At 52.3% G+C, this 24,253-nt stretch carries 21 protein-coding genes and 1 pseudogene; 14 read left to right on the top strand and 8 right to left on the bottom strand.

Annotation, left to right across the window (positions count from 1 at the left end; translation table 11 throughout):
- Positions 1–318 precede the first annotated feature (318 nt).
- On the top strand, positions 319–678 hold the full coding sequence (gene iraM / locus PGS10_RS23870) for an anti-adapter protein IraM (RefSeq protein WP_045396734.1): 360 nt from the start codon (positions 319–321) through the stop codon (positions 676–678).
- Between the two features lie 64 nt (positions 679–742).
- On the opposite strand, the gene PGS10_RS23865 is transcribed toward iraM, so the two are convergent.
- Entirely contained in the window at positions 743–1,024 is a 282-nt protein-coding gene (locus PGS10_RS23865) for a YjcB family protein (protein WP_015704055.1), read from the bottom strand.
- 549 nt (positions 1,025–1,573) lie between these two features.
- On the opposite strand from PGS10_RS23865, the gene PGS10_RS23860 reads away from it, so the two are divergent.
- A complete protein-coding gene (locus PGS10_RS23860) occupies positions 1,574–3,178 on the top strand; it encodes an EAL domain-containing protein (protein ID WP_047045874.1) in 1,605 nt (534 codons plus the stop codon).
- Here the strand turns inward: PGS10_RS23860 and soxS are convergent.
- Positions 3,163–3,492, bottom strand: a complete 330-nt coding sequence (gene soxS, locus PGS10_RS23855) for a superoxide response transcriptional regulator SoxS (protein WP_015368734.1) — start codon at positions 3,490–3,492, stop codon at positions 3,163–3,165. The genes PGS10_RS23860 and soxS overlap by 16 nt on opposite strands.
- An 84-nt stretch (positions 3,493–3,576) precedes the next feature.
- On the opposite strand from soxS, the gene soxR reads away from it, so the two are divergent.
- The 4 genes from soxR to PGS10_RS23835 all read left to right on the top strand — a co-directional run bounded on the left by soxR (position 3,577) and on the right by PGS10_RS23835 (position 8,494).
- Positions 3,577–4,035: a redox-sensitive transcriptional activator SoxR gene (gene soxR, locus PGS10_RS23850; protein ID WP_045396728.1), complete on the top strand. Its 459-nt coding sequence runs from the start codon at positions 3,577–3,579 to the stop codon at positions 4,033–4,035.
- A 274-nt stretch (positions 4,036–4,309) separates the two neighbouring features.
- Positions 4,310–4,978 carry a glutathione S-transferase family protein gene (locus PGS10_RS23845; protein WP_047045876.1) on the top strand — a complete coding sequence of 223 codons (669 nt, stop codon included), beginning with the start codon at positions 4,310–4,312 and terminating at the stop codon, positions 4,976–4,978.
- Positions 4,979–5,350: 372 nt separating this feature from the next.
- Positions 5,351–6,700: an NCS2 family permease gene (locus PGS10_RS23840; RefSeq protein ID WP_015704058.1), complete on the top strand. Its 1,350-nt coding sequence runs from the start codon at positions 5,351–5,353 to the stop codon at positions 6,698–6,700.
- Between the two features lie 147 nt (positions 6,701–6,847).
- Positions 6,848–8,494: a Na+/H+ antiporter gene (locus PGS10_RS23835; protein WP_015368729.1), complete on the top strand. Its 1,647-nt coding sequence runs from the start codon at positions 6,848–6,850 to the stop codon at positions 8,492–8,494.
- A gap of 516 nt (positions 8,495–9,010) precedes the next feature.
- Here the strand turns inward: PGS10_RS23835 and PGS10_RS23830 are convergent.
- On the bottom strand, positions 9,011–9,892 hold the full coding sequence (locus PGS10_RS23830) for a LysR family transcriptional regulator (RefSeq protein ID WP_316423586.1): 882 nt from the start codon (positions 9,890–9,892) through the stop codon (positions 9,011–9,013).
- Between the two features lie 103 nt (positions 9,893–9,995).
- Between PGS10_RS23830 and PGS10_RS23825 the strand changes: the two genes are divergently transcribed.
- The 7 genes from PGS10_RS23825 to PGS10_RS23795 all read left to right on the top strand — a co-directional run bounded on the left by PGS10_RS23825 (position 9,996) and on the right by PGS10_RS23795 (position 17,205).
- Entirely contained in the window at positions 9,996–10,406 is a 411-nt protein-coding gene (locus PGS10_RS23825) for a CidA/LrgA family protein (RefSeq protein ID WP_045398169.1), read from the top strand.
- Complete coding sequence (locus PGS10_RS23820) at positions 10,399–11,088, top strand: LrgB family protein (RefSeq protein WP_047047331.1); 690 nt, start codon at positions 10,399–10,401, stop codon at positions 11,086–11,088. Before PGS10_RS23825 ends, PGS10_RS23820 begins: the two co-directional genes overlap by 8 nt.
- A 555-nt stretch (positions 11,089–11,643) precedes the next feature.
- A complete protein-coding gene (locus PGS10_RS23815; protein WP_316423585.1) occupies positions 11,644–12,204 on the top strand; it encodes a fimbrial protein in 561 nt (186 codons plus the stop codon).
- 56 nt (positions 12,205–12,260) lie between these two features.
- Entirely contained in the window at positions 12,261–12,950 is a 690-nt protein-coding gene (locus PGS10_RS23810; RefSeq protein ID WP_316423584.1) for a fimbrial assembly chaperone, read from the top strand.
- Positions 12,904–15,489 carry a fimbria/pilus outer membrane usher protein gene (locus tag PGS10_RS23805; protein WP_316423583.1) on the top strand — a complete coding sequence of 862 codons (2,586 nt, stop codon included), beginning with the start codon at positions 12,904–12,906 and terminating at the stop codon, positions 15,487–15,489. The genes PGS10_RS23810 and PGS10_RS23805 overlap by 47 nt, the downstream gene beginning before the upstream one ends.
- Positions 15,490–15,523: 34 nt before the next feature.
- Positions 15,524–16,093, top strand: coding sequence for a fimbrial protein (locus PGS10_RS23800; RefSeq protein WP_316423592.1), 570 nt, complete (start codon positions 15,524–15,526; stop codon positions 16,091–16,093).
- A 20-nt stretch (positions 16,094–16,113) separates the two neighbouring features.
- Complete coding sequence (locus PGS10_RS23795; RefSeq protein ID WP_316423582.1) at positions 16,114–17,205, top strand: type 1 fimbrial protein; 1,092 nt, start codon at positions 16,114–16,116, stop codon at positions 17,203–17,205.
- 41 nt (positions 17,206–17,246) lie between these two features.
- Here PGS10_RS23795 and actP read toward each other — a convergent pair whose 3' ends face one another.
- The 3 genes from actP to acs form a co-directional block, all read right to left on the bottom strand.
- Positions 17,247–18,896, bottom strand: a complete 1,650-nt coding sequence (gene actP, locus PGS10_RS23790) for a cation/acetate symporter ActP (protein ID WP_047078461.1) — start codon at positions 18,894–18,896, stop codon at positions 17,247–17,249.
- Positions 18,893–19,207 carry a DUF485 domain-containing protein gene (locus tag PGS10_RS23785; protein WP_045398145.1) on the bottom strand — a complete coding sequence of 105 codons (315 nt, stop codon included), beginning with the start codon at positions 19,205–19,207 and terminating at the stop codon, positions 18,893–18,895. The genes actP and PGS10_RS23785 overlap by 4 nt, the downstream gene beginning before the upstream one ends.
- Positions 19,208–19,390: 183 nt before the next feature.
- Positions 19,391–21,349, bottom strand: a complete 1,959-nt coding sequence (gene acs, locus PGS10_RS23780) for an acetate--CoA ligase (RefSeq protein WP_015704069.1) — start codon at positions 21,347–21,349, stop codon at positions 19,391–19,393.
- 414 nt (positions 21,350–21,763) lie between these two features.
- On the opposite strand from acs, the gene gltP reads away from it, so the two are divergent.
- The gene (gene gltP, locus PGS10_RS23775) at positions 21,764–23,074 is read left to right on the top strand and encodes a glutamate/aspartate:proton symporter GltP (RefSeq protein ID WP_316423581.1); all 1,311 of its coding nucleotides are present in this window, start codon (positions 21,764–21,766) and stop codon (positions 23,072–23,074) included.
- Positions 23,075–23,109: 35 nt separating this feature from the next.
- Here gltP and PGS10_RS23770 read toward each other — a convergent pair whose 3' ends face one another.
- Entirely contained in the window at positions 23,110–23,793 is a 684-nt protein-coding gene (locus PGS10_RS23770) for a tetratricopeptide repeat protein (protein ID WP_026612428.1), read from the bottom strand.
- Positions 23,794–24,164: 371 nt separating this feature from the next.
- Positions 24,165–24,253: pseudogene (locus PGS10_RS25155) on the bottom strand (formate dehydrogenase); the annotation flags it as partial.

Genomic DNA, 24,253 nt, shown 5'->3' with positions numbered 1-24,253 from the left:
AAGAGATGCTTCTCCTACCATAGAATATTTTCGCTTTGCGATCGCTAATTGCTTATCCCATCCAGGTGAATATCAAAATGATATTTTTGTCTGCTATTTAAAATATATTGTAAGGTTATTTATAACCTTTGCATGGTTATGTTTTTTTAGTATTAATACATAATTCGTAGAATGCCCGGATTAGCTTACTTCAAGAGTGGTATGGCCGATGTGTGTCAGGGTTGGTCTATATCACACTATTAATAACCTGCCTTGCAGATAACGGCCTGGAGTGCTATCACTAAATTCTCTCTCAGATTTTACTTACAAGGATGGAAGATGAAATGGACGATTCTTAACACCCTTATCTGCCCGCATACTGGCGTTGCCTTTTCGTCAATATCTGGGCTGCGGTTTCTCAAGTTTATTATCTGGTATGAGGCTGAGCTTTTATTAATTCCCGGCGAAACCATGAAACTTTATTCATCTAAAGTTTTAATTAATGATCGATATCATTCATTAAAAATTTATAACATCACGCGTTACGACGATAAACAGTGGGAAACCTTAAGAGAGCGGCCAACCTGCCCGTACAATTTCGAGGTCGCGGAGCAGGAATCTTGTCTTTATCAATCGTATTGTGCGGTTAAGCGCTGCCCAAACGAGCGTCTACGACCGATGTTATGCGAACAATATTAGCAGGGGCCGGGAAGAGCATCGCTGTTGCTGAAAATAAAAAAGCTTCCCGCAGGAAGCTTTTTTATCAGGTCATCATCATTGGCCATTCTGGCGGCGTCTGGCTCATGACTTCAACCATGACATCTTTAATGTTGCCCCAGATTTTAGCAACATCCACCATGGTGATTCCTAACAAGCCGGTAGCAAACCAACAGGCGGCAGCCAGGCCCAGGCAGCTACAAATAATCGCTAAGCCGGCATAGTCGCTTTTACGTAATTGAATATTCAGCGAACTGGCCAGGAACATCAATACCGCGCTCACCAGGGGCCAGCGCAAAAGTACGACACTGGTAGTAATGGAAGCCATTAACTTATCCTATCTCTCAAAGAAAGTCGGGAGCCTTAGACAACCTGGCGCGATTATCAATAATGAGACGCTCTGGCTATCGGCGGGCACTTCAGGGAGTGATGAAACGACGATTTTGTTTCATCAACTTGTGTGAACTATATCACATTTGCTGATTTATTCGCCAGACAAAAAATGACCTTTTTTGACATTTTAAACCACGTTATTAATAGGGTTAATGGCGGCGGAATGCGCGCCAGCATGTCTGGTGTCTGTTTTTCGACACCGTTAAGGACTGGGCCTGGACTGCCGATAATTGTTCAACGGGTTTTGTTACTTATTACGAGTAATTGTACGGAGAAACCGAATTAGTAAGTGGCTAGTGTCTTAATTATTACGAGAATGTTTCTCGATCCATCTATAAGTAAGTATGATTCATCATTATTAGGTGTGAGGTTTTTACATAAACGTGTTCGTTGCTGAAATTCGCTGTTTTTTATAACAGTCGGTAATGCCTGGTTTTTGTCCTTATACCGTGATTGAGGCGTATCGCATGGATAAAAAGCGGAAATGAGTCGTAACGCGCCGCATAAGGCGTTAAGAATATTCTTCATCATACTGGTGGTTGTGCTGCCGGTGGTGTTGGCGTTGTGGTTTGCGCAAATCAGAGCCCGGGAAGAAATCTCAGATAGACTGCAATCGTTTTCGCAGCTGGCGCTGCAAAAAACGGAAATGGTCATTCATGAATCCGAGCAGGCGCGCGAAAAAGCCATGCACTTTACCGGGGCAATGTGTTCCCCGCAGCATCAGCAGTACATGTTAAATATCGTGCGCGGGCTACTGTATGTTGATGACCTGATTTATGCGAGCGGTAACACTTTCCTCTGTTCCACCGCGGTCCATCCCGAAGAGGGCTGGAGAATAGCTGCCGCGAATTATACTCGAAAGCCCGACGTCTCCATTTACTACTATCGTGATACGCCGTTTTATCCCGGCTATGATATGAATTATATGCAGCGCGGGCATTATGCCGTGGTGGTTAACCCTCTCTCTTATAGTTCGGTTATTTCCAGCGATAAAGATTTAGCTTACGGTGTCTTCGACACCAAAACGAACATGTTTTTCTCCGTGAGTAAAAACGTTGATGCCAGGGAATTACATCGTCTTATTCGCCACGAAGACGCTTTTTTCAATCAGGATGGCCGGGTTTATACCGTCGCCCATTCGTCGATTCGGCCGATTGCGGTCATCATGTCCACCTCGCGCGCCAGCTATTATGCCAGCCTCTACGACCAGATTACCTTGACCCTGCCGTTAGGCATTATTTGCAGCATTTTGATTCTGATGGTCTGGTCGCGAAGCCGTCAGCAGTATCATTCACCGCGCAATAAACTGCAGCGAGCGTTAAGCCACCGGCAACTGTGCCTGCATTACCAACCTATTATCGACATCAAGAATAACCGCTGCGTCGGCGCTGAGGCGCTGTTACGCTGGCCGGGGTTTGACGGTCCGGTGATGAGCCCGGCGGAGTTTATTCCGTTGGCGGAAAACTCAGGCATGATTGCTCAGGTGACGGATTATGTGGTCGACGAGTTGTTCAACGATCTTGGCGAATATCTGGCCAGACATCCACAGCTCTATATCGCGATTAATCTTTCGGCTTCGGACTTCCACTCCGCGCGATTAATTGCGCAGATCACTGAGAAGGCCCGCAGCTATGCGGTTTGCGTGAAGCAAATTAAAATTGAAGTCACCGAAAGAGGATTTATCGATGTGCCGAAAACCACACCGGTGATTCAGGCCTTCCGCGAAGCGGGCTACGAAATAGCCATTGATGATTTCGGTACCGGTTATTCCAACCTGCATAACCTCTATTCGCTCAATGTCGATATTCTGAAGATTGATAAATCCTTTATCGATACGCTGACCACCAACAGTACCAGCCATCTGATTGCCGAGCATATCATCGATATGGCGCGTAGCCTGCGTTTAAAAACCATCGCCGAAGGGGTAGAAACGCTGGATCAGGTGGATTGGTTGCTTAAGCGCGGCGTGCAGTTTTGTCAGGGATGGCATTTTGCCAGGGCTATGCCGCCACAGGAGTTTATGCAGTGGCTCGCCAAGTCCCCGATCTTACTGCGTACGCCGCACGACGGTCGTCAGGCGGAAATCTGATGACGGTAATCGCTGGGAGTGCGATCGAACTCCCGGCGGAATACCCGCGAGAACGTCTGCTGCGAGACGTATCCCAAGTCCATCGCAATATCAAAAATAGGACGTTGCGTGGTTCTCAGCGCTTCAGCGGCGAGCAGTAGCCGGCGCTGGCGAATGTAATCACCCAGCGTCTGGTGGGTAACGGTACGGAACATTCGCTGCAGATACCATTTCGAGTATCCCGATTTTTTAGCGACTACATCAATGTTAAGTGGTTGATCGATATGTTCATCAATCCATTCAATAAGCGTTTGGATAATATCCTGATGGGACATAAAGCGGCCTCTCTCAATTCTCGATTCGTCGTTTTGTCTGTCGGCGAGTATAATTCCTCAAGTTAACTTGAGGTAAAGAGCTTTATGGAAAATAAACCAGCACGCATCAAAATGCTGCTCTCCCCTGGGGAGGTGGCGAAACGAACCGGCGTCGCCGTCTCGGCGCTACACTTTTATGAAAGCAAAGGGCTTATCCGCAGCCAGCGCAACGCGGGCAATCAGCGGCGATATCGCCGTGATGTGCTGCGAGCAGTGGCGATCATCAAGATTGCGCAACGTATTGGTATTCCGCTGGCGACCATCGGCGAGGCATTCGGCGTCTTGCCGGAAGGGCATAATCTGAGCGCCAAAGAGTGGAAACAGCTGTCGTCGCAATGGCGGGAGGAGTTGGACCGGCGTATCCACACTCTGACCGCGCTACGTGACCAGCTCGACGGCTGCATCGGCTGCGGCTGTTTATCGCGCCGCGATTGTCCATTACGCAACCCTGGGGATAAGTTGGGTGAAGAGGGAACCGGCGCACGCCTGCTGGAAGAGGATTAATCGTGATACCTGCAAAAAACTAAAGCGCCACAACAGGGCGCTTTAGTTGTTTTCCGGTCTTTGTCTTTCGCATTATCCCGCTGGCTCACGGGAGGGTTTCCCCCGACGTCGACTCCCCTCAGGTATTGCGCAATGTGTTGAAGGAGGTTCCGGATTGCGTCGACAATGTAATTGTGGCACAGCCTGATGATTTTGCCTGTTGGCGTTGCCGAAATTTTTCCGTCATTGGTCGCCTGTTTCTATAGTTAATTTGAACGAACAACAGGAGAGCGCCATGTTGACGGTCCATCACCTCAACCAATCCCGCTCGCAGCGCGTGCTGTGGGCGTTGGAAGAACTGCAATTGTCTTATCAGGTCGTCTGCTATCAGCGTGAAAAAAACATGCAGGCGCCAGCGGAACTGAAAAAAATTCACCCGTTGGGTAAATCGCCGGTGCTTGAGGATCAGGGGGTGGTGCTGGCAGAGTCCGGCGCGATTCTGGAATATCTGCAGGAAACCTACGATAGCGCCCAGCAGCTGAGGCCGCAGGGGAGGGAAGATAAACTGCAATATCGCTTCTGGCTCCATTATGCCGAGGGATCGTTAATGCCATTGCTGTTGATGAAGCTTATCTTCGCCAGCCTCGGCAAGCCGCCGGTGCCGCTTGGTATGCGCACCCTGGGCGGGGCGTTGGGCAAAGGGGTACAAAAAGCGTGGCTGGATAGACAGTTGGCGACCCATGCGGCATATATTGAACAGCATCTGGCTCGTCAGCCGTGGTTTGCCGGCGGCACGCTGAGCATGGCGGATATTCAGATGAGCTTCCCGGTGATGGCCTTACTGGCGCGCGGCGGCATTCAAGACCTGCCGCACACCCGGCGTTGGCAGCAGCAGGTGGAGTCACGTCCGGGGTGGATTAACGCTATTGAGCGCGGTGGGCCATTTACCCTGCCTGGCGGTTAATACGCCAGAAAGAGGATTAAAACATATAAAAATGTTAATGCATTGCGCACTGACGATAACGTTTGCGCATCGTTTGTCTATTTCCTGAGCTTTGGCGGCGAAATTTGGCAAAATACGACAAACTTCAGTTGAAAAGGGCCAGCTAAAGACAGGATAATCGTTTGCCTTTTTACTTTGCTCGTTTTTTCCCCTGCCGACAGGGGGAGCAAAGACATTCCATATACCGCATTGTATGCGCGGAGTTAAACGTTTGCTTTTTCTCAGCCTCCCTCCTGGCGCCGGGAAACAGCACAAGGAGATGGCGTTTAACTGGCAGTGGACGGTCCATCACGCATGCAAGCGAACGATCAAAATTTTCAGGGGAAGTTTTCTATGTCTACGCCTTCAGCGCGTACCGGTGGTTCTTTAGACGCCTGGTTTAAAATTTCAGCTCGCGGCAGCTCCGTACGTCAGGAAATTGTTGCCGGATTAACGACCTTCCTGGCGATGGTGTACTCCGTCATCGTGGTGCCGGGAATGTTAGGTAAAGCTGGCTTTCCGCCTGCGGCGGTGTTCGTCTCGACCTGCCTGGTGGCGGGCGTCGGTTCATTAGTGATGGGCCTGTGGGCTAACCTGCCGCTGGCTATCGGCTGCGCGATTTCGCTGACCGCGTTTACCGCTTTTAGCCTGGTGCTGGGGCAGCACATTAGTATTCCGGTGGCATTAGGCGCCGTGTTCCTGATGGGGGTATTGTTCACCATTATCTCCGCTACCGGTATTCGTAGCTGGATCCTGCGCAACCTGCCGCAGGGTGTGGCGCACGGCACCGGCATCGGTATCGGCCTGTTCCTGCTGCTGATCGCCGCCAACGGCGTCGGTCTGGTAATTAAAAACCCGCTGGACGGCCTGCCGGTTGCGCTGGGCAATTTCGATAGCTTCCCGGTGATGATGTCGCTGATTGGCCTGGCGGTCATTATCGGTCTGGAAAAACTGAAAGTGCCGGGCGGCATTCTGCTGACCATCATCGGTATTTCCATTATCGGCCTGATTTTCGATCCGAATGTCCATTTCTCCGGGATTTTCGCCATGCCGTCGTTGAGCGACGATAAAGGCAATTCGCTGATTGGCAGCCTTGATATCATCGGCGCGCTGAACCCGGTGGTGCTGCCAAGCGTGCTGGCGCTGGTCATGACTGCGGTATTCGACGCCACCGGTACCATTCGCGCGGTGGCCGGCCAGGCTAACCTGCTGGATAAAGACGGGCAGATCATCAACGGCGGCAAAGCGCTGACTACCGACTCCCTGAGCAGCGTGTTCTCCGGCGTGGTGGGCGCAGCCCCTGCGGCGGTGTATATCGAATCGGCAGCCGGTACGGCGGCGGGCGGTAAAACTGGCCTGACGGCAGTCACCGTTGGCGTGCTGTTCCTGCTGATCCTGTTCCTTTCTCCGCTCTCCTATCTGGTACCGGCCTACGCGACCGCGCCAGCGCTAATGTACGTTGGCCTGCTGATGCTGAGCAACGTGGCGAAAATCGACTTCAATGACTTCGTTGATGCGATGGCGGGGCTGATTACCGCGGTGTTCATCGTGCTGACCTGCAACATCGTGACCGGCATCATGATCGGTTTTGCATCGCTGGTGATTGGCCGCGTGGTATCCGGCGAATGGCGCAAGCTCAATGCGGGCACCGTGATCATCGCGGCGGCGCTGGTCATCTTCTACGCCGGCGGATGGGCGATTTAACTTTTCCTGCTAACGACGGGCGGCTTTGGCCGCCCGTTTAATTTTTAAGCCACATCCTGTTTCCTTTTGCGTTAATCTGAGTAGCGTATCATTTCGAGACATGACGCCTCAGATGTAAAAAAAGAAAACGCAGCAAACAGGGAACACATGGAAATATTCTTCACCATACTCATCATGACCCTCGTGGTCTCTCTCTCAGGGGTGGTTACACGTGTACTGCCCTTTCAGGTCCCACTACCGTTAATGCAAATCGCCATCGGCGCGCTGTTGGCCTGGCCGACCTTTGGTTTGCACGTTGAGTTCGACCCTGAACTCTTCCTCGTTCTGTTTATCCCGCCGCTGCTGTTTGCCGATGGCTGGAAAACGCCGACCCGCGAGTTTATCGAGCACGGCCGGGAAATCTTCGGCCTGGCGCTGGCGCTGGTGGTGGTCACCGTGGTCGGTATCGGCTTCCTGATTTACTGGATTGTGCCGGGGATCCCGCTGGTTCCGGCATTCGCCCTTGCGGCGGTGCTGTCGCCGACCGATGCCGTGGCGCTGTCCGGTATTGTCGGCGAAGGGCGGATACCGAAGAAAATCATGGGCATCCTGCAGGGTGAAGCGCTGATGAACGACGCTTCTGGCCTGGTGTCGTTAAAATTTGCCGTTGCCGTGGCGATGGGCACGATGGTGTTCACCATTGGCGGCGCCACCGTTGAGTTCCTGAAGGTGGCGATTGGCGGCATCCTGGCCGGTTTCGTGGTCAGCTGGCTGTATGGCCGCTCAATGCGTTTCCTCAGCCGCTGGGGCGGCGATGAACCGGCAACGCAAATTGTGCTGCTGTTCCTGCTGCCGTTCGCTTCCTACCTGATTGCCGAACATATCGGTTTCTCGGGGATCCTGGCGGCGGTGGCCGCGGGTATGACCATCACTCGTTCCGGGGTGATGCGTACCGCGCCGCTGGCTATGCGCCTGCGCGCCAACAGTACCTGGGCCATGCTGGAGTTCGTGTTTAACGGCATGGTGTTCCTGCTGTTGGGCCTGCAGCTGCCGGATATCCTGTCGAGCTCGCTGGTGGCGGCGGAAGCCGATCCGAACGTTGAAACCTGGATGCTGTTCACCGATATCGTGCTGATTTACGCTGCGCTGATGCTGGTGCGTTTCGGCTGGCTGTGGACGATGCGTAAGCTTAGCCAGCGCTTCCTGAAGAAGAAACCGATGGAGTTTGGCTCCTGGACCACTCGCGAGCTGCTGATCTCCTCCGTCGCCGGGGTGCGCGGGGCGATTACCCTCGCCGGTGTGCTGTCGATTCCGCTACTCTTACCGGACGGTAACGTCTTCCCGGCGCGTTACGAGCTTATTTTCCTTGCCGCCGGGGTGATTCTTTTCTCCCTGTTCGTCGGGGTGATCGCGTTGCCGATTCTGCTGCGGCGTATTGAGTCCACCGACCACGTACAGCAGCGCAAAGAAGAGCGTCTGGCGCGCGCCGCGACGGCGGATGTGGCGATTGTCGCGATTCAGAAAATGGAAGAACGCCTGGCGGCGGATACCAAAGAGAATATCGACAACCAGCTGCTGACCGAGGTGAGTTCGCGCGTCATCGGTAACCTGCGTCGCCGTGTGGATGGGCGTAACGATGTCGAAACCTCGATGCTGGAAGAGAGCCTTGAGCGCCGTTTCCGTCTGGCGGCGCTACGTTCGGAACGCGGTGAGCTGTACCACCTGCGCGCGACGCGGCAAATTAGCAACGAGACGTTGCAGAAGCTGCTGCACGATCTCGACCTGTTAGAAGCGCTGTTAATCGAAGATCAGTAACCTTAAGTCCCGGTAAGCGCGACGCTTATCGGGGCTACTCGCGGCGCCGTTTTTTGTCGGGTGGCGGCTAACGCCTTACCCGACCTACGGTCCGTGCGACCTGCCTTTAATTTATTCACTATGCTGGCTGACACTACTGGTGCTGGCGATCTCAAAATCCCCCGGTGGCGCTAACGCTTACCGGGGCTACAGCACTGCGCGATTTGGTAGCCCGGAGAAGGCGCAACGCGCCGCGTCCGGGAAAAATCCTTAAAAAGTTGCCAGCCGATAACAGTATCTACGGTCCGTGCGGCCTGCCTTTAATTTATTCACTATGCTGGCTGACACTACTGGTGTTGGCGATCTCAAAATCCCCCGGTGGCGCTGCCGCTTACCGGGGCTACAGCACGATGCGATTTGGTAGCCCGGAGAAGGCGCAACGCGCCGCGTCCGGGAAAAACCCTTAAAAAGTTGCCAACCGATAACAGTATCGACAGCCTATATGTAGCCCCGGTAAGCGTTAGCGCGACCGGGGAGTTACTCCAGCCAGAACGCTTTACTGCATTCCAGCCACGCCTCGGCGCTGCGCGACATATACACCCCTTCCCGCCAGATCATCCCTAATTCCCAACGTAATTCGCTCTCCAGCGGGATCCAATAAAAATCCTCGGCATCAAGACGCTGGCAAATCGGCTCCGGCAAAATCGCCACGCCAATGCCCGCCTGCACCATTGCCGCCAGAAAATCCCACTGACCGCTGCGCACGGCGATACGCGGCTTGACATCACGCTCGGCAAACAGGCGCATCAGCTGTTGGCTGAGGGCGAAATCTTCGTTGTAGATAACCAATGGATGCTGCGCCAGCTTTTGCGGCGAGATCGAGGTGATATCCTGCCACTGCGCTGTCTTCGGCACGAGGACGCAGAGCGGGTGGCTAAAGAGTGACAGCGTGGTCAGGCCGCTGGCCTCATCGACCGGTAGCGCGGTCATTGCCAGATCGAGTTCGCCGTTGCTGACCGCCTGCTGTACCGTTAAGCCGCCGAACTCGGAAATTTTCAGCTCCACGCCGGGATAACGCAGGCGAAAGCGGCTGATGGGCTCAGCCATCAACATGCCGACCATCGGCGGGATCCCCAGGCGCAGTACGCCTTTATTCAGATGGTTAATATCGCTGAGTTCGGCTTTTAACTGGCTGAATTCGCCGAGTATCGCCTGCCCGCGTTCGAAGACTACCCGGCCGGTATCGGTTAATAACAGCTTGCGGCCATCACGGATAAGCAGGGTGCAGTTGAGCTCATCTTCCAGATTTTTGAGCATCTTGCTGATGGTGGGTTGCGTGACGAAGAGCTTCTCCGCCGCGCGGGTAAAGCTTTGCTGGCGGACGACTTCGACAAAATACCGCAACGTACGTATATCCATGATTATTCCCTGAGACTATACCTGTGATGATTTTAATTCATTTCTGTCCGCAAGGGCGGCTCTCTATACTGCACCCCTGACTTATTTTTAGGGAATTCCGCTCATGGCCTTCGCGCCAGCACGTGTTGCGCCTTTCGTGATGCAACGTCTTCAGGTACCGGTTCAGGTACTGCTCTATGCCGGGTTGTTTGTCTGCGCTGAATATCTGGTGAATTGGCTACATCTCCCGCTTCCTGCCAATCTTGTCGGCATGTTGATGCTGCTGATGCTTATCGTCTGCCGGGTGATACCGCTCAACTGGGTGCGCGCAGGCGCGCGCTGGCTACTGGCGGAAATGCTGCTGTTTTTCGTCCCGGCGGTGGTTGCCGTCGTTAACTATGCGCAACTGCTGATGGTGGACGGCTGGCGTATCTTCCTCGTCATCGCGTTAAGCACCACTATGGTACTGGGCGCCACGGCGTGGGTAGTGGATAAGGTGTATCGCTACGAAGTGAGCAGGCTGAAAAATGAGTGATTTTACCCTGAGCATGCTGTGCCTGGCGGTCACCCTCGGGCTCTATTTCGCCAATAAGCGTCTCTATCGCCGCTTCCATAAACTGCCGTTGATGCCGCTGGTGCTGACGCCGGTACTGTTGGTGCTGATCCTCGTCTTTGGTCATATCTCCTATCAGAGCTATATGGGCGAGTCGCACTGGCTATTGTGGTTATTGGGGCCGGCCACCATCGCCTTCGCCGTACCGGTCTATGACAACCTGGCGATTATTAAGCGTCACTGGATGTCGTTGACCGCGGGAGTGGTGACGGCGTCGGTGGTCGCCGTTACCACTTCCGTTTGGCTGGCGCGTCTCTTCACTCTGCCTGACGAAATTCAGCGTAGCCTGGCGGTACGCTCGGTGACCACGCCGTTTGCGCTGGCGGCGGCGAAACCGCTCGGTGGCCAGCCTGACCTGGTAGCGCTTTTTGTGGTGGTCACCGGGGTATTTGGTATGGCGATTGGCGATGTGCTGTTCTTACGCCTGTCAATCCGCGCCGGTATGGCTAAAGGGGCGGGGTTCGGCGCGGCGTCGCACGGCGCCGGAACAGCCCGCTCCTATGAACTGGGCCAGCAGGAGGGCGTGGTCGCCAGCCTGGTGATGATGCTTTCCGGCGTAGTCATGGTGCTGGCGGCGCCGCTAGTTCGTTGGGCGATATTTTAAGATTCCGCAGTCTTACCTCAAAGGACAACGGGTAAGACTGCTGAGTTCACCCCGGTAAAATATTACGTATCCATAGGCTATTTATCTTAATTAGTATGAAATGTGTTTAGGTTATATTCTTAATTTCATTGTGGGATGTTTTTGTTGAATGCTGTTTGGAAAGATCTTATGTTATTTAATTTGTAAAAATATATTTCTAAATGACGGATTATTTAATGAATTTAATAATGATTAAACAATTATTAATTTGTGCTGTGAATTATATGAATGCATAACATGCTGATAATATGTGTATTTGGTTTGTTTTTATAATAGGTGATTAATTCATTCTAATGGATGATGTTAGCAATACTTATTGAAAAATATTTTTCTCAAGATATTATTTTTATGCGGGATGCTATTATTGAATGGATTCAATAAGCGATTACCTGGTCAATTTTAAATTATTTATAAAATATTGCATGTTGTTTTTATAAAAATCTGACGGCGCTAATTTTGAATTCCATTCTTTAATATACCTGCATCAAGCAATTGACGGATTGATTGTCGTTTACAATGGATATGGGAATTCATATGAAAATCAGTAAGAAATATGTGTTCAGCGCGCTGGCAATTTCTGCCTCCTGCATGCTGTCGACCTATGCGCAAGCTGCATCGAATACGATTACTTTCAACGGTACCGTTTCTGATACCACCTGTACCGCAACAATTGATGGTGGGGTGACGTCTATCGAAATGGGAACCACTTCAGTGGCGGATTTGAAAGCGAATACCTATGGTGCTGCGAAGAATTTTTCATTTTCCCTGGCTAACTGTCCTGGCACTGAAGAGGGGGGCAACGCTATCGCCCGCGTTACCTTCGGTGGCGAGGCAGATGCTGCGAACAGTGATTACTTCAAAAACCAGGCCTCAACTTCTGCAGCTTCTGGCGTAGCGGTCGCCATCTTTGATAACGCAGGTAATTTGCTGAAAAATAATGAAGAAGGCGCCGATGTGGATATTTCATCAGGGGCTGCGACTATTCCATTTACCGTGAAAATGGTCAAGTCAGGCGCTTCTGATCCAACGAAAGGGGCAGTAAAAACGACCGTGACTTATAACGTGACTTACTATTAATTAATTTTATATGGAGAAAGGGGAGCGGTATGTAGATTCCCCTTTATTATGGGTATATGAGATATCGTTTATTTTTTATTAGCTTATTGCTAACCCTTTCGAATGTGCAAGCGAGCGTAGTGGTCGGCGCGACTCGGGTGATATTTGATGGTGCCAAAGAGAGTACGGTAGTGGCTGTTGATAATAAAGATAATACCACTAATATTGTCCAGTCCTGGCTTTCTGTCGTTGATACTTCATCACCTGAAAAAGACTCATTTATTATAACACCACCGCTATTTCGTTTAAATTCTGGTGAGAAAGGTTTTGTCCGGATAGTGCGTTCAGGGAAGCCATTACCAACCAGTCGGGAGTCCATGCTTTGGCTAAATGTTAAAGGCATACCCGCAATGGATAATGTGCCAGATAAGAACACGGTGCAGTTCGCTATTAATTCTAAAATTAAACTTATTTATCGTCCCAAAGAGCTGCAGGGACAAATCCCAGAAAATTATGCTGCTAAATTACAATGGAGTCACAATAGCAACTTTTATAGCGTAACAAATAATTCACCGTTATATATGAATTTTTCACAAATAAAGATTAACGGTAAGAATGTATCTGGAATATGGTTCGCGGCACCATTTTCTACGTTAAAGATACCGGCAAAAGATGTTTTATCCTCTGCGAGGAACAAAGAAATCACATGGAGCGTGATTAATGATTATGGTATGGCAGGGAAAAAGTATTCCGCAATCATACAGTAGCGTTACTCTATTTCATACTCCAGGGTATATCGGAGCAGCATTCTTGCTATACGCCACTACCCTAAGTTCTGGCGCGCAGGCCGGAGAATACTTCAACCCGCATTTACTGGAAGTGACTGAAAGTAGCGCTACCGCCGTGGACTTATCCTGGTTATCTCAGGATACGATTCCACCCGGTAGCTATAATCTGGATATTTATATTAATGATAAATATATATCTACCGAGGTGATTGAATTTAAAGAAAACACGGATAAACAAGAGACCAGGGTTCAACCCTGCATTGGCGTTGGACTGCTAAAATCATGGTCAATTAATACCGCGCGCTATCCGCAGCTTGCGGATATGGCAACGCAGTGCGCCTCTCTGTCAGCGATCCCTGGTCTTGAATACTCAGTGTCGTTGTCGCAGCAGCGCCTGGTACTTTCCGTGCCCCAGGCGGCGCTGCTCAATCGCCATGGAGACTATGTTCCGGAGGAGCAGTGGCAACAAGGAATCAACGCGGGGTTGCTTAACTATAGTTTGTCGGGGCAATGGAATACGCCGCGGCATGGCGGTAGCGCTACCGAAAGCCAGTTTGCGAGTTTGCAGCCTGGTATAAATCTGGGACCGTGGCGTCTTCGCAACTATAGTACGTTTGATCACGGCGATGACGGTAGTCACTGGCAATCGGTGTATAGCTATCTGGCGCGCGATATCCATATCCTGAAAAGCCAATTCATTCTGGGTAATACCTATACCTCGTCGGGTATTTATGACAGCATAAATTTTACTGGCCTGCAGTTGAGCTCGGATGAGGAAATGCTGCCGGACAGTCTTCACGGCTTCGCGCCAACGATTAAAGGTATCGCGCGCACCACCGCCGAAGTCACCGTTTATCAGAATGGCTACAGTATCTATAAAACAACGGTTGCTCCTGGGGCTTTCGAGATTAAGGATCTTTATTCAACCGGGAGTGCCGGCGATCTCAACGTTAATATTAAAGAGTCCGACGGTAGCGAGCAAAATTTTGTTGTGCCTTATGCCTCGTTGGCTATTTTGCAACGCGAGGGGCAGTTGGACTATGCCTTTAGTAGCGGAAAAACGCGTGCCTCCAGTTCCGGTGATAAAGAATATAATTTTGTCCAGTCGACGGTGGCATACGGCGTTTCAAGTAATATTACGTTATATTCGGGGCTACAGCAGGCTGAAGATAAATATACTAATATATTAATGGGTTCTGGTTTTAACTTAGGAAGCATTGGTGCGTTGTCGTTTGATGCTTCTCAATCATTGGCCAATATTAAGCAAAACGAATCCCGCTCTACGTTATCGCAAAAAAAGGGACAATCCTTACGCCTGCGTTTTAGTAAAAGCTTTTTGCAGACGGGAACTAATTTTTCGGTGGCTGGTTATCGCTATTCTACTGCGGGATATTATTCCTTTCAGGATTTTATCGATAAGACCTCAAATGACCAGGATTGTTGTACATTAACTGGTCGGAAAAAAGGGCGCTTTGATGCCTCAATATCGCAATCGCTGTTTGGGTATGGTTCTCTGTCGCTTTCCTTAGTGAATGAAACTTACTGGGATAGTTCGCGAATGGATTCATTGGGCATTGGCTATAGCGGTTCGCTGGGAAAAGTTTCTTATTTCATTAACTATTCATATAACCGTAACGTACAAAGTAGTGAAAGTCATGGAGAGACGAAACCTGGCAGCGATACTATTGTGTCGTTAACGCTGTCTATACCGATAGGCGAAAGGCTCTCGTCTAATTACAGCATGAGTTCTGGCCGTGCAAGCGACACCACCCACAGCGTAGGATTGAACGGCATGATGCTGGCGGATCGATCGCTTAACTGGAATGTTCAGCAAGGTTATAACGCCAGTAATAAAAGCACTTCCGGAAATATTGGTGTGGATTATCAGAGTTCCAAAGGGGATATTTCCGCCGGCTACGGCTATGACCATTATAGCAATCACTATAACTATTCATTACGCGGAGGCATGATCGCCCATGCGGGCGGACTCACCTTTTCCCGATTCCTCGGTGAGAGTTCCGCCCTGATTGAAACACCCGGTGTGAGCGATGTGGCGGTCCGCGGACAAACCAATGTCACAACCGATTCCTCAGGTTACGCTATCGTGCCATATATTCGGCCATATCATGTCAATAGCCTGTCATTGGATGAACAACGGATTGCGGGTGCGGAGGTTGATAATGTGGTGAGAAACGTGGTACCGACGCGTAACGCGATAGTCAGGGTGCAATACGATACCTATATTGGAGCAAAGGCCATGGTCACGTTAAAGACGGCGACCGGCGTCGCGCCATTTGGCGCTATTGTGACTTTAGAAAAACAACCACAACGGCGCCAGGATATTCGCAGCAATATCGTTGGCGATGACGGGCAGGTTTATATGACGGGTCTTCAGCAAAAAGGAACTATGCTGGCGAAATGGGGCGAGGGGCGCAATGAACAATGCCGTGCAGATTATGATTTGACCGTGAAGGGAAAAAATCAGGAGATTATTTTCTATCAAGCACTGTGTCATTAACTTAAATGGTTGCTCAAAGGAATGAGGTTTGAATATGGGTGATGTTAAATGTATCGGCGGTATCTTAATCTGTTTATTTGGCTATTTAATCTGTGCGCTTTTTGTTATTTCGACGCCAGCATTGGCCTATGAGGATTCAAGCACGATCAATTTTAACGTTTCTGGCAATATTGAGGAACCATCCTGTGACGTTGCAATAAAACCCTCTGCCACCATTGATTTAGGCACGGTGTCGTATCAAACGTTAACCGGTAAAGCAGGATCCAGTGGGGAAAGCACGCCGGTCAAGCTTGAGTTTAGCAACTGCTCCGCGGGAACCTCTACGGTCACCTTATCCTTCAGTGGCTCCTATTTTGATGATGCCAATGCTTCAATTTATAAAAACTATCAAACCGGTAGTGATGGGGCCAGCGGTGTCGGAATGCAACTGCTTAGCCAGGCGGATAACCAGCCATTAGGGCCGAACGATCGGTATGTTTATACGTTTGATGATAGTGCTGGCTCTCATACATTTAACATGATCGCCAGAATGTATTCACCTTACGGAAAAATTAGCGCTGGCATTGTGGGATTTACCGCAACCTTTGATGTCATCTATAAATAATTCGATGTACAAGGAATGGTATGAGTAAATATATATTAATGTTACTGCTGATTTTCCCTGTGTTGAGTTGGGCTTGTGAGGGGGTGAATTCTGGCGATGTATCGATGACTAATTTGCCTGAGAAGATTTTACTTAGTGCCGGAAATTACTCGGCCGGAACAGTATTATATGACTCAGGTAAGATAACTCGTTCGCAGGCCGCGCTACTCAACTGTCAAGGTGATATATATGCTAACTTTCAGTGGGCATCAAATAACACAGAAAATTTAATCGGCGATAATATCTATACCACCTCGTTACAAGGCGTAGGGTTGAGAGTCAAAGTTTGGTTAAACGTTACCGGCGAATATAATGGCGATAGCGGTGATTTCAATAGCGATTATCAGCAGCATTTTATTGGTGATGTTAATTACTACCTTGGCAAACCTTCCGGCGTACTGGATTATTATGCTTCAACCAATTACTCACCGGCTTACCAGCTACAGCTGGTGGCGACCGGCGGCCCAATAGCGACAAATAGTAAATTGTCGTTGAACGATCCGGTGGCGACGGTCTCTGCGAAAGACAGTTCAGGTACTATCGTAATTTCCCAGCTGCATATTAGCGGCACCACGACTATTCAACTCACCCCGATGGGTTGCATGGTCAGTAGCTCAGGATTGAATTTCGCGATGGGGACGGTAAGCGCTTCGGCATTCAATTCCGCGGGGAAAGCTGGCTCTGCAACTCAATCGGTGACGCTCTCCTGTGAGCCGGGGACTAACGTTGTAATGCGGGTGACGGCCGCGGAAGCGAGCGGCGATAACCCGAACCATACGGTGATGGCCTTAACAGCGGATGGTAATGCTGCCACCGGCGTTGGCGTACAGCTTAATCTGAAGGACAATGCGCTGCCGCTGAATACGGATATCAGCTTATATTATTCAAGCCGCACGACGGTGACCAATAACGGCGCGGATGCCGGCTATACCGTTTTTACCAATCCTGATTTCCCCGGCGGCGCATATGCTATGCAGTCGCTCATGTTTACCACCAATTATTACAAAACAGCGGAGACGGTGACGGCGGGATCGGCAAATGCGAGCGGGGTGATAACCTTTACCTATAACTAAAATATAGCCTCTTCCTCAGCGCGAGGAAGAGGCCGATACCATTAGTGCGCCTGGCCGCGTTCGATACCGATACCGGTTTGTGAACGGATAAACTGGGCGCGGAACTGCTCGCGCTCGCGCATCCCTTCTGCGGAGTTATCGGTAATCGAGAATAGCCAGATGCCGATGAACGCGATGGCGATGGAGAACAGCGCCGGGTATTCGTATGGGAAGATGGCTTTCTCGTGACCGAGGATCTGCACCCAAATGGTCGGGCCAAGGATCATTAAAATCACCGCGGTCAGCAGGCCGAGCCAGCCGCCGATCATCGCGCCGCGGGTGGTCAGCTTCGACCAGTACATCGACAGCAGGATAATCGGGAAGTTACAGCTGGCGGCGATAGAGAACGCCAGGCCGACCATGAAGGCAATATTCTGGTTTTCGAACAAAATCCCCAGCAGAATCGCTACCACGCCGAGGATCAGCACGGTAATTTTCGATACCTTCAGCTCCTGACGTTCGGTCGCGCCTTTGCGGAACACGTTAGCGTAAAGATCGTGAGAGACCGCCGATGCCCCCGCCAGCGTCAGCCCGGCGACCACCGCCAGAATCGTGGCGAAAGCTACGGCTGAGATAAAGCCGAGGAACAGGTTACCGCCGACGGCATCCGCCAGATGCACCGCCGCCATGTTGTTGCCGCCGATGAGCTGTCCGGCCGCATCTTTAAACGCCGGATTCGCCCCCACCAGCATGATCGCCCCGAAGCCGATGATAAAGGTCAAGATATAGAAGTAACCCATAAAACCGGTAGCGTAGAACACGCTCTTACGTGCTTCTTTGGCGTCGCTGACGGTGAAGAAACGCATCAGGATGTGCGGCAGGCCCGCGGTACCGAACATCAAGCCGAGGCCGAGCGATAGCGCCGATATCGGGTCTTTCACCAGCCCGCCGGGGCTCATGATCGCCGCCCCTTTCGGGTGCACCGCCATCGCTTCAGTGAACAGATTATTGAAGCTGAAACCGACGTGCTTCATCACCATAAAGGCCATAAAGCTGGCGCCGAACAACAGCAGAACCGCTTTGATAATCTGCACCCAGGTGGTGGCGAGCATGCCGCCAAACAGCACGTACAACACCATCAGCACGCCGACCAGCACCACCGCAACGTGGTAGTTGAGGCCGAACAGCAACTGGATGAGTTTGCCGGCGCCAACCATCTGCGCAATCAGATACAGCGCCACCACCACCAGCGAACCGCAGGCGGAGAGAGTGCGAATCGGCCCCTGCTTCAGGCGATAAGACGCTACGTCGGCAAAGGTGTAGCGACCGAGGTTACGCAGGCGTTCGGCGATCAGGAACAGGATAATCGGCCAGCCGACGAGGAAGCCGAGCGAGTAGATCAAACCGTCGTAGCCGGAAGTGTATACCAGCGCGGAAATGCCGAGGAACGAGGCCGCGGACATAAAGTCGCCGGCGATCGCCAGACCGTTCTGGAAACCGGTGATATTACCGCCCGCGGTGTAGTAATCGCTGCGCGAACGCACGCGTTTTGACGCCCAGTAAGTGATATACAGCGTCAGGGCGACGAAAATCACGAACATGATAATCGCCTGCCAGTTGGTCGGCTGCCGCTGCACCGCGCCGGTAATGGCATCGGCGGCGTTGGCCGCGAAAGGGAGCGTGGCGGCAAGCGCCGTCAGGACTTTTTTCATGATGCTTGCACCTCGCTAATCACGCTTTTGGTCAACTTGTCGTATTCGCCGTTTGCCCGCCAGACGTAAATGCCGGTCAGAACGAAGGAGATGATAATGACGCCGATACCAATAGGGATGCCGCGGGTAACGCTGGTGCCTTCATGCAGCGGCGTCCCAAGCCAGCCGGGCGCGAAGGCGATAAGCAAAATAAAGCCTACGTAAATGACCAACATAATGACTGACAGAATGGCGGCAAACCGTTGCCGTGATGCAACTAACTCCCTGAAATGCGCACTATTTTCTATCCGCTGACAAATTTGTTCATTCATCTTAGCGTCTCCAGAGGTAACCCTTATGTCATCCATCGGCTATCCGTCGGCAACAGTGACCCGCCCGACGTTATTACGTCGAGTAGCCGCTGGTTTACCGCTTTCCTGCTGAACAGAATCCTTGGGGGGAGTTTATGTTTTTAACCTCTCCCTCCAGAGAGGGAGAGGGGGGTAGGTATCGTGTTAAGAAGGCATCGCAATGGCCTGCTTCTCTTCGAGCAGTTTGTCCACTACGCCCGGATCGGCCAGCGTCGAGGTATCCCCGAGATTACTGGTATCGCCAGCGGCAATCTTACGCAGAATTCGGCGCATGATTTTGCCGGAGCGGGTTTTCGGCAACGAGTCGGTCCAGTGCAGTACATCCGGCGTCGCCAGCGGGCCAATCTCTTTGCGCACCCAGTTACGCACTTCGGCATACAGCTCCGGCGTCGGCTCTTCGCCGTGATTCAGCGTCACGTAAGCGTAGATGGCCTGGCCTTTGATGTTATGCGGAATACCAACCACCGCCGCTTCGGCGATTTTCGGATGCGAGACCAGCGCGGATTCAATTTCCGCGGTGCCCAGACGGTGGCCGGAGACGTTCAGTACGTCATCGACGCGACCGGTGATCCAGTAGTAACCATCTTCGTCGCGACGGGCGCCGTCGCCGCTAAAGTACATATTTTTAAAGGTTGAGAAATAGGTCTGCTCGAAGCGCTCATGATCGCCAAACAGGGTACGCGCCTGGCCAGGCCAGGAGTCGGCGATCGCCAGATTGCCCTCGGTCGCGCCTTCCAGCGGCGTCCCTTCGTTGTCCACCAGTACCGGCTGGACGCCAAAGAATGGACGCGTGGCGGAACCGGCTTTCAGTTCGGTGGCGCCCGGCAGCGGGGTAATCATGAAGCCGCCGGTTTCTGTCTGCCACCAGGTGTCCATCACCGGGCACTTCTCGTTGCCGATCTTCTTCCAGTACCACTCCCAGGCTTCCGGGTTAATCGGCTCGCCGACCGAGCCGAGAATGCGCAGTGAGGAACGATCGGTACCTTCGATAGCTTTGTCGCCTTCCGCCATCAGCGCGCGGATCGCCGTCGGCGCGGTGTAGAGAATATTGACCTGATGTTTGTCCACCACCTGGCACATGCGCGCCGGGGTCGGCCAGTTTGGTACGCCTTCGAACATTAGCGTGGTGGCGCCGCAGGCCAGCGGGCCGTACAGCAGGTAGCTGTGACCGGTGACCCAGCCCACATCGGCGGTGCACCAGTAGATATCGCCCGGATGATAATCAAAGACGTATTTGAAGGTGGTTGCGGCATATACCAGATAGCCGCCGGTGGTGTGCAGTACGCCTTTCGGCTTGCCGGTCGAGCCGGAGGTATAGAGGATAAAGAGCGGGTCTTCAGCGTTCATTTCCACCGCTTCATGCTGGTCATCCGCTTTTTCAATCAGATCGCTCCACCACAGATCGCGACCTTCCTGCCAGTCGATTTTGCCGCCGGTGCGCTTGAGGACCACCACGTGCTCGATGCTGGTGACGTGCGGATTTTTCAGCGCATCGTCGACGTTTTTCTTCAGCGGGATGGCGCGACCGGCGCGTAATCCTTCGTCAGAGGTGATCACCAGGCGAGCGCTGGAGTCGATAATGCGTCCGGCAACCGCTTCCGGCGAAAAGCCGCCGAAGATTACCGAGTGGATGGCGCCGATGCGCGCGCAGGCCAGCATGGCCACGGCGGCTTCCGGCACCATCGGCATATAGATAGCAACGACATCGCCTTTTTTAATGCCCAGATCGAGCAATACGTTGGCAAAACGGCAAACATCGCGATGGAGCTGGCGATAAGTGATGTTTTTACTCTGGCTGGCGTCGTCGCCTTCCCAGATGATCGCGGTCTGGTCGCCGCGCTCGTGCAGGTGGCGGTCGAGACAGTTGGCCGCGAGGTTCAGAGTGCCATCTTCATACCATTTGATGGAGATGTTTCCCGGCGCGAAAGAGGTATTTTTTACCTGCGTATAGGGCTTAATCCAGTCGAGGATTTTGCCCTGCTCGCCCCAGAAGGCATCTGGGTTGGTGATGGATTGTTGGTAGTTCACCTGGTACTGTTGCGGATTCATCAGGCAATGTTCCGCAATCTCTGCGGGAATAGGGTGTTTATGTATTTGGCTCATGGCTTTTTTTCTCCTTTAACTTGTTAAATATATGTCAAATAACCGTTAAGAATAGGGGCTTTATGAGCTTTGTTTACTATTTGGGGGGCAGATCACGCATTGATTAAACTGAATGAAATTCAATCAAATGAAACTTTGAAATGAAATAATTCATTTGCTGTATTTATAGAAACTGAATGTGTTAAATATTTTTTATAACAAATACTTATGCAATGTAATGCGCTGAAATGGGCGGATTTATGCAGAAAACCAGAGGAAAGCGCTGTTCTTAAAGGCTTGCGCAGCATGCCGTGCAAATGATACTGATATTGCGCGTTAAATAACCCCATAAAGCAACGCAACACAATTCATACCCCTTTCAGTGGGTGCCATTACCTCCCGGAATGGTGCCTTTCATTGAGGAAGTCAGTAGTGATGAAAAAAACAAAAGTCAGCCTGGCCTGGCAGATTTTGCTAGCCCTGGTGCTTGGCATACTTCTGGGCAGCTACCTGCATTACCACGCCGAAAGCCGTGATTGGTTAATCTCAAACCTCCTGACCCCGGCGGGCGATATCTTTATCCACCTGATTAAAATGATTGTCGTCCCGATTGTCATCTCGACGCTGGTGGTGGGCATTGCGGGCGTAGGCGACGCTAAGCAACTGGGCCGCATCGGCGCCAAGACCATCATCTATTTTGAAGTGATCACCACGGTGGCGATTGTTCTGGGGATCACCCTGGCGAACGTCTTCCAGCCGGGCAGCGGCATTGATATGTCGCAGCTGGCGGCGGTCGATATCTCGAAATATCAGAACACCACCGCGGAAGTGCAGAGTCACGCGCATGGCCTGATGGGAACCATCCTGTCGCTGGTGCCGACCAACATCGTCGCCTCGATGGCGAAAGGCGATATGTTGCCGATTATCTTCTTCTCGGTGCTGTTCGGCCTGGGGCTTTCTTCCCTGCCGTCTACTCACCGCGAGCCGCTGGTGACCGTGTTCCGCTCTATCTCCGAAACCATGTTTAAAGTGACGCACATGGTAATGCGCTATGCGCCGGTCGGGGTCTTTGCCCTGATCTCGGTGACCGTCGCCACCTTCGGCTTCGCTTCGCTGTGGCCGCTGGCTAAGCTGGTTATCCTGGTTTACTTCGCGATTCTGTTCTTCGCGCTGGTGGTGCTGGGTATCGTGGCGCGGGTATGTGGGCTGAGCATCTGGAGCCTGATTCGTATCCTCAAAGACGAGCTGATTCTGGCTTACTCCACCGCGAGCTCCGAGAGCGTACTGCCGCGTATCATTGAGAAAATGGAAGCCTACGGCGCGCCGGCCTCAATCACTAGTTTTGTGGTGCCGACCGGCTACTCCTTTAACCTCGATGGTTCGACGCTATATCAAAGCATCGCGGCGATCTTCATCGCCCAGCTGTACGGTATCGACCTCTCCCTGTGGCAGGAAATCACTCTCGTGCTGACGCTGATGGTGACCTCAAAAGGCATCGCGGGCGTACCGGGCGTCTCCTTCGTGGTGCTGCTGGCGACCCTGGGTAGCGTGGGGATCCCGCTGGAAGGGCTGGCGTTTATTGCCGGCGTCGACCGTATCCTCGATATGGCGCGTACCGCGCTGAACGTGGTCGGCAACGCGCTGGCGGTGCTGGTTATCGCCAAGTGGGAACACAAGTTTGACCGTAAGAAAGCGCTGGCGTATGAACGCGAAGTGCTGGGCAAGTTTGATAAAACCGCCCAATAAGATGTCAGAGCCCGGCCATTCGCGCCGGGCTTTTTTTAGCCTTTGGTTATCCTGTCGAACTCTTCACATCCGGTATCAAACCCCTCCTGACAGCTGACGTTAAGCCAGTGCAGCGCTTTTTGCGGGTTTGGTTCGATAAAACCTTTCTCTCCCTGCTGGAACATCATCCCTGCCCAGTATTCGGCATAGCCGGTGCGTGAAAGCGCCGAGCTGCCTTTGAAGTACTGCGCGGCCTTGAGGTCATCTTCCGGCGGCAGCACGCCGCTAGCGTAGATAAGCCCCAGCAGCATCTGCGCATCGACGGCGGAGTCGCTCTCTTCATCTTTGGCCGCATCCTGCAGCAGTCTGATGGCGTGCGCATAATCGGTGGGTCCGGCCTGCTGATTGACCAGCACCCGGGCGAGGATAATCTCGCCGGCCTTGCTGCCGGCCTGCACGGATTTTTCCGCTAGCTGTCGCGCCTGTTGATAGTCGGCCTGCTGCGGGTTACGGATTTTAAGCTGAGCCAGCAGCGCCATTGCGTCGCCATCGCCCTGCGCCGCCGCTTTCTGCGCCCAGTATTCGGCCTGTTGGTAGTTGCCGGAGCTAACCCAGGTATCCGCCAGATAAAACTGCGCGCGCGGGTCGCCGGCTTCGGCCTGCTGTTGGTATTGGCTGCCCGGATCCGCAGCGTCTGCGGCGAAGCTTGTCAGCGCCAGCAGTAAATAGAGGTATTTCATTTTTTTATTATCAGTAAGGAAGACCCCCGCAGTATAAAGGGCGACGGAAAAGAAGAAAATGGCGGGAATTAGCGGGGTGAATACCCGGATAGCGGCACATGGCGCCTTATCCGGGCTACGGTTCGGTAGTCGGTTGGTAGCCCCGGTAAGCGTAAGCGCTACCGGGGAGGGTTCCCGGATGGCGGCGCATGGCGCCTTATCCGGGCTACGGTTCGGTAGTCGGTTGGTAGCCCCGGTAAGCGTAAGCGCCACCGGGGAGGGTTCCCGGATAGCGGCGCACAGCGCCTTATCCGGGCTACGGTTCGGTAGTCGGTCGGTAGCCCCGGTAAGCGTAAGCGCTACCGGGGGAGGGTTGGTATGGCCGCCGAACCTTAACCCATCGCGCTTTCGCGCAGGCGGGCTTTCAGCTTGTTGTACTCATCGATCACGTACTGCTCCGCCGCGCGCTGATCGGCAATCC

This window comes from Klebsiella sp. 141153, from assembly GCF_032601995.1.
Classification (GTDB): domain Bacteria; phylum Pseudomonadota; class Gammaproteobacteria; order Enterobacterales; family Enterobacteriaceae; genus Klebsiella; species Klebsiella aerogenes.
This window is presented reverse-complemented; position numbering and strand designations above follow the sequence as displayed.

Bases quoted from the DNA above. Each gene is read 5' to 3' on its own strand.
- iraM (WP_045396734.1), top strand. From the start codon at position 319: ATGAAATGGACGATTCTTAACACCCTTATCTGCCCGCATACTGGCGTT.
- PGS10_RS23865 (WP_015704055.1), bottom strand. From the start codon at position 1,024: ATGGCTTCCATTACTACCAGTGTCGTACTTTTGCGCTGGCCCCTGGTG.
- PGS10_RS23860 (WP_047045874.1), top strand. From the start codon at position 1,574: ATGAGTCGTAACGCGCCGCATAAGGCGTTAAGAATATTCTTCATCATA.
- soxS (WP_015368734.1), bottom strand. From the start codon at position 3,492: ATGTCCCATCAGGATATTATCCAAACGCTTATTGAATGGATTGATGAA.
- soxR (WP_045396728.1), top strand. From the start codon at position 3,577: ATGGAAAATAAACCAGCACGCATCAAAATGCTGCTCTCCCCTGGGGAG.
- PGS10_RS23845 (WP_047045876.1), top strand. From the start codon at position 4,310: ATGTTGACGGTCCATCACCTCAACCAATCCCGCTCGCAGCGCGTGCTG.
- PGS10_RS23840 (WP_015704058.1), top strand. From the start codon at position 5,351: ATGTCTACGCCTTCAGCGCGTACCGGTGGTTCTTTAGACGCCTGGTTT.
- PGS10_RS23835 (WP_015368729.1), top strand. From the start codon at position 6,848: ATGGAAATATTCTTCACCATACTCATCATGACCCTCGTGGTCTCTCTC.
- PGS10_RS23830 (WP_316423586.1), bottom strand. From the start codon at position 9,892: ATGGATATACGTACGTTGCGGTATTTTGTCGAAGTCGTCCGCCAGCAA.
- PGS10_RS23825 (WP_045398169.1), top strand. From the start codon at position 9,996: ATGGCCTTCGCGCCAGCACGTGTTGCGCCTTTCGTGATGCAACGTCTT.
- PGS10_RS23820 (WP_047047331.1), top strand. From the start codon at position 10,399: ATGAGTGATTTTACCCTGAGCATGCTGTGCCTGGCGGTCACCCTCGGG.
- PGS10_RS23815 (WP_316423585.1), top strand. From the start codon at position 11,644: ATGGATATGGGAATTCATATGAAAATCAGTAAGAAATATGTGTTCAGC.
- PGS10_RS23810 (WP_316423584.1), top strand. From the start codon at position 12,261: ATGAGATATCGTTTATTTTTTATTAGCTTATTGCTAACCCTTTCGAAT.
- PGS10_RS23805 (WP_316423583.1), top strand. From the start codon at position 12,904: ATGATTATGGTATGGCAGGGAAAAAGTATTCCGCAATCATACAGTAGC.
- PGS10_RS23800 (WP_316423592.1), top strand. From the start codon at position 15,524: ATGGGTGATGTTAAATGTATCGGCGGTATCTTAATCTGTTTATTTGGC.
- PGS10_RS23795 (WP_316423582.1), top strand. From the start codon at position 16,114: ATGAGTAAATATATATTAATGTTACTGCTGATTTTCCCTGTGTTGAGT.
- actP (WP_047078461.1), bottom strand. From the start codon at position 18,896: ATGAAAAAAGTCCTGACGGCGCTTGCCGCCACGCTCCCTTTCGCGGCC.
- PGS10_RS23785 (WP_045398145.1), bottom strand. From the start codon at position 19,207: ATGAATGAACAAATTTGTCAGCGGATAGAAAATAGTGCGCATTTCAGG.
- acs (WP_015704069.1), bottom strand. From the start codon at position 21,349: ATGAGCCAAATACATAAACACCCTATTCCCGCAGAGATTGCGGAACAT.
- gltP (WP_316423581.1), top strand. From the start codon at position 21,764: ATGAAAAAAACAAAAGTCAGCCTGGCCTGGCAGATTTTGCTAGCCCTG.
- PGS10_RS23770 (WP_026612428.1), bottom strand. From the start codon at position 23,793: ATGAAATACCTCTATTTACTGCTGGCGCTGACAAGCTTCGCCGCAGAC.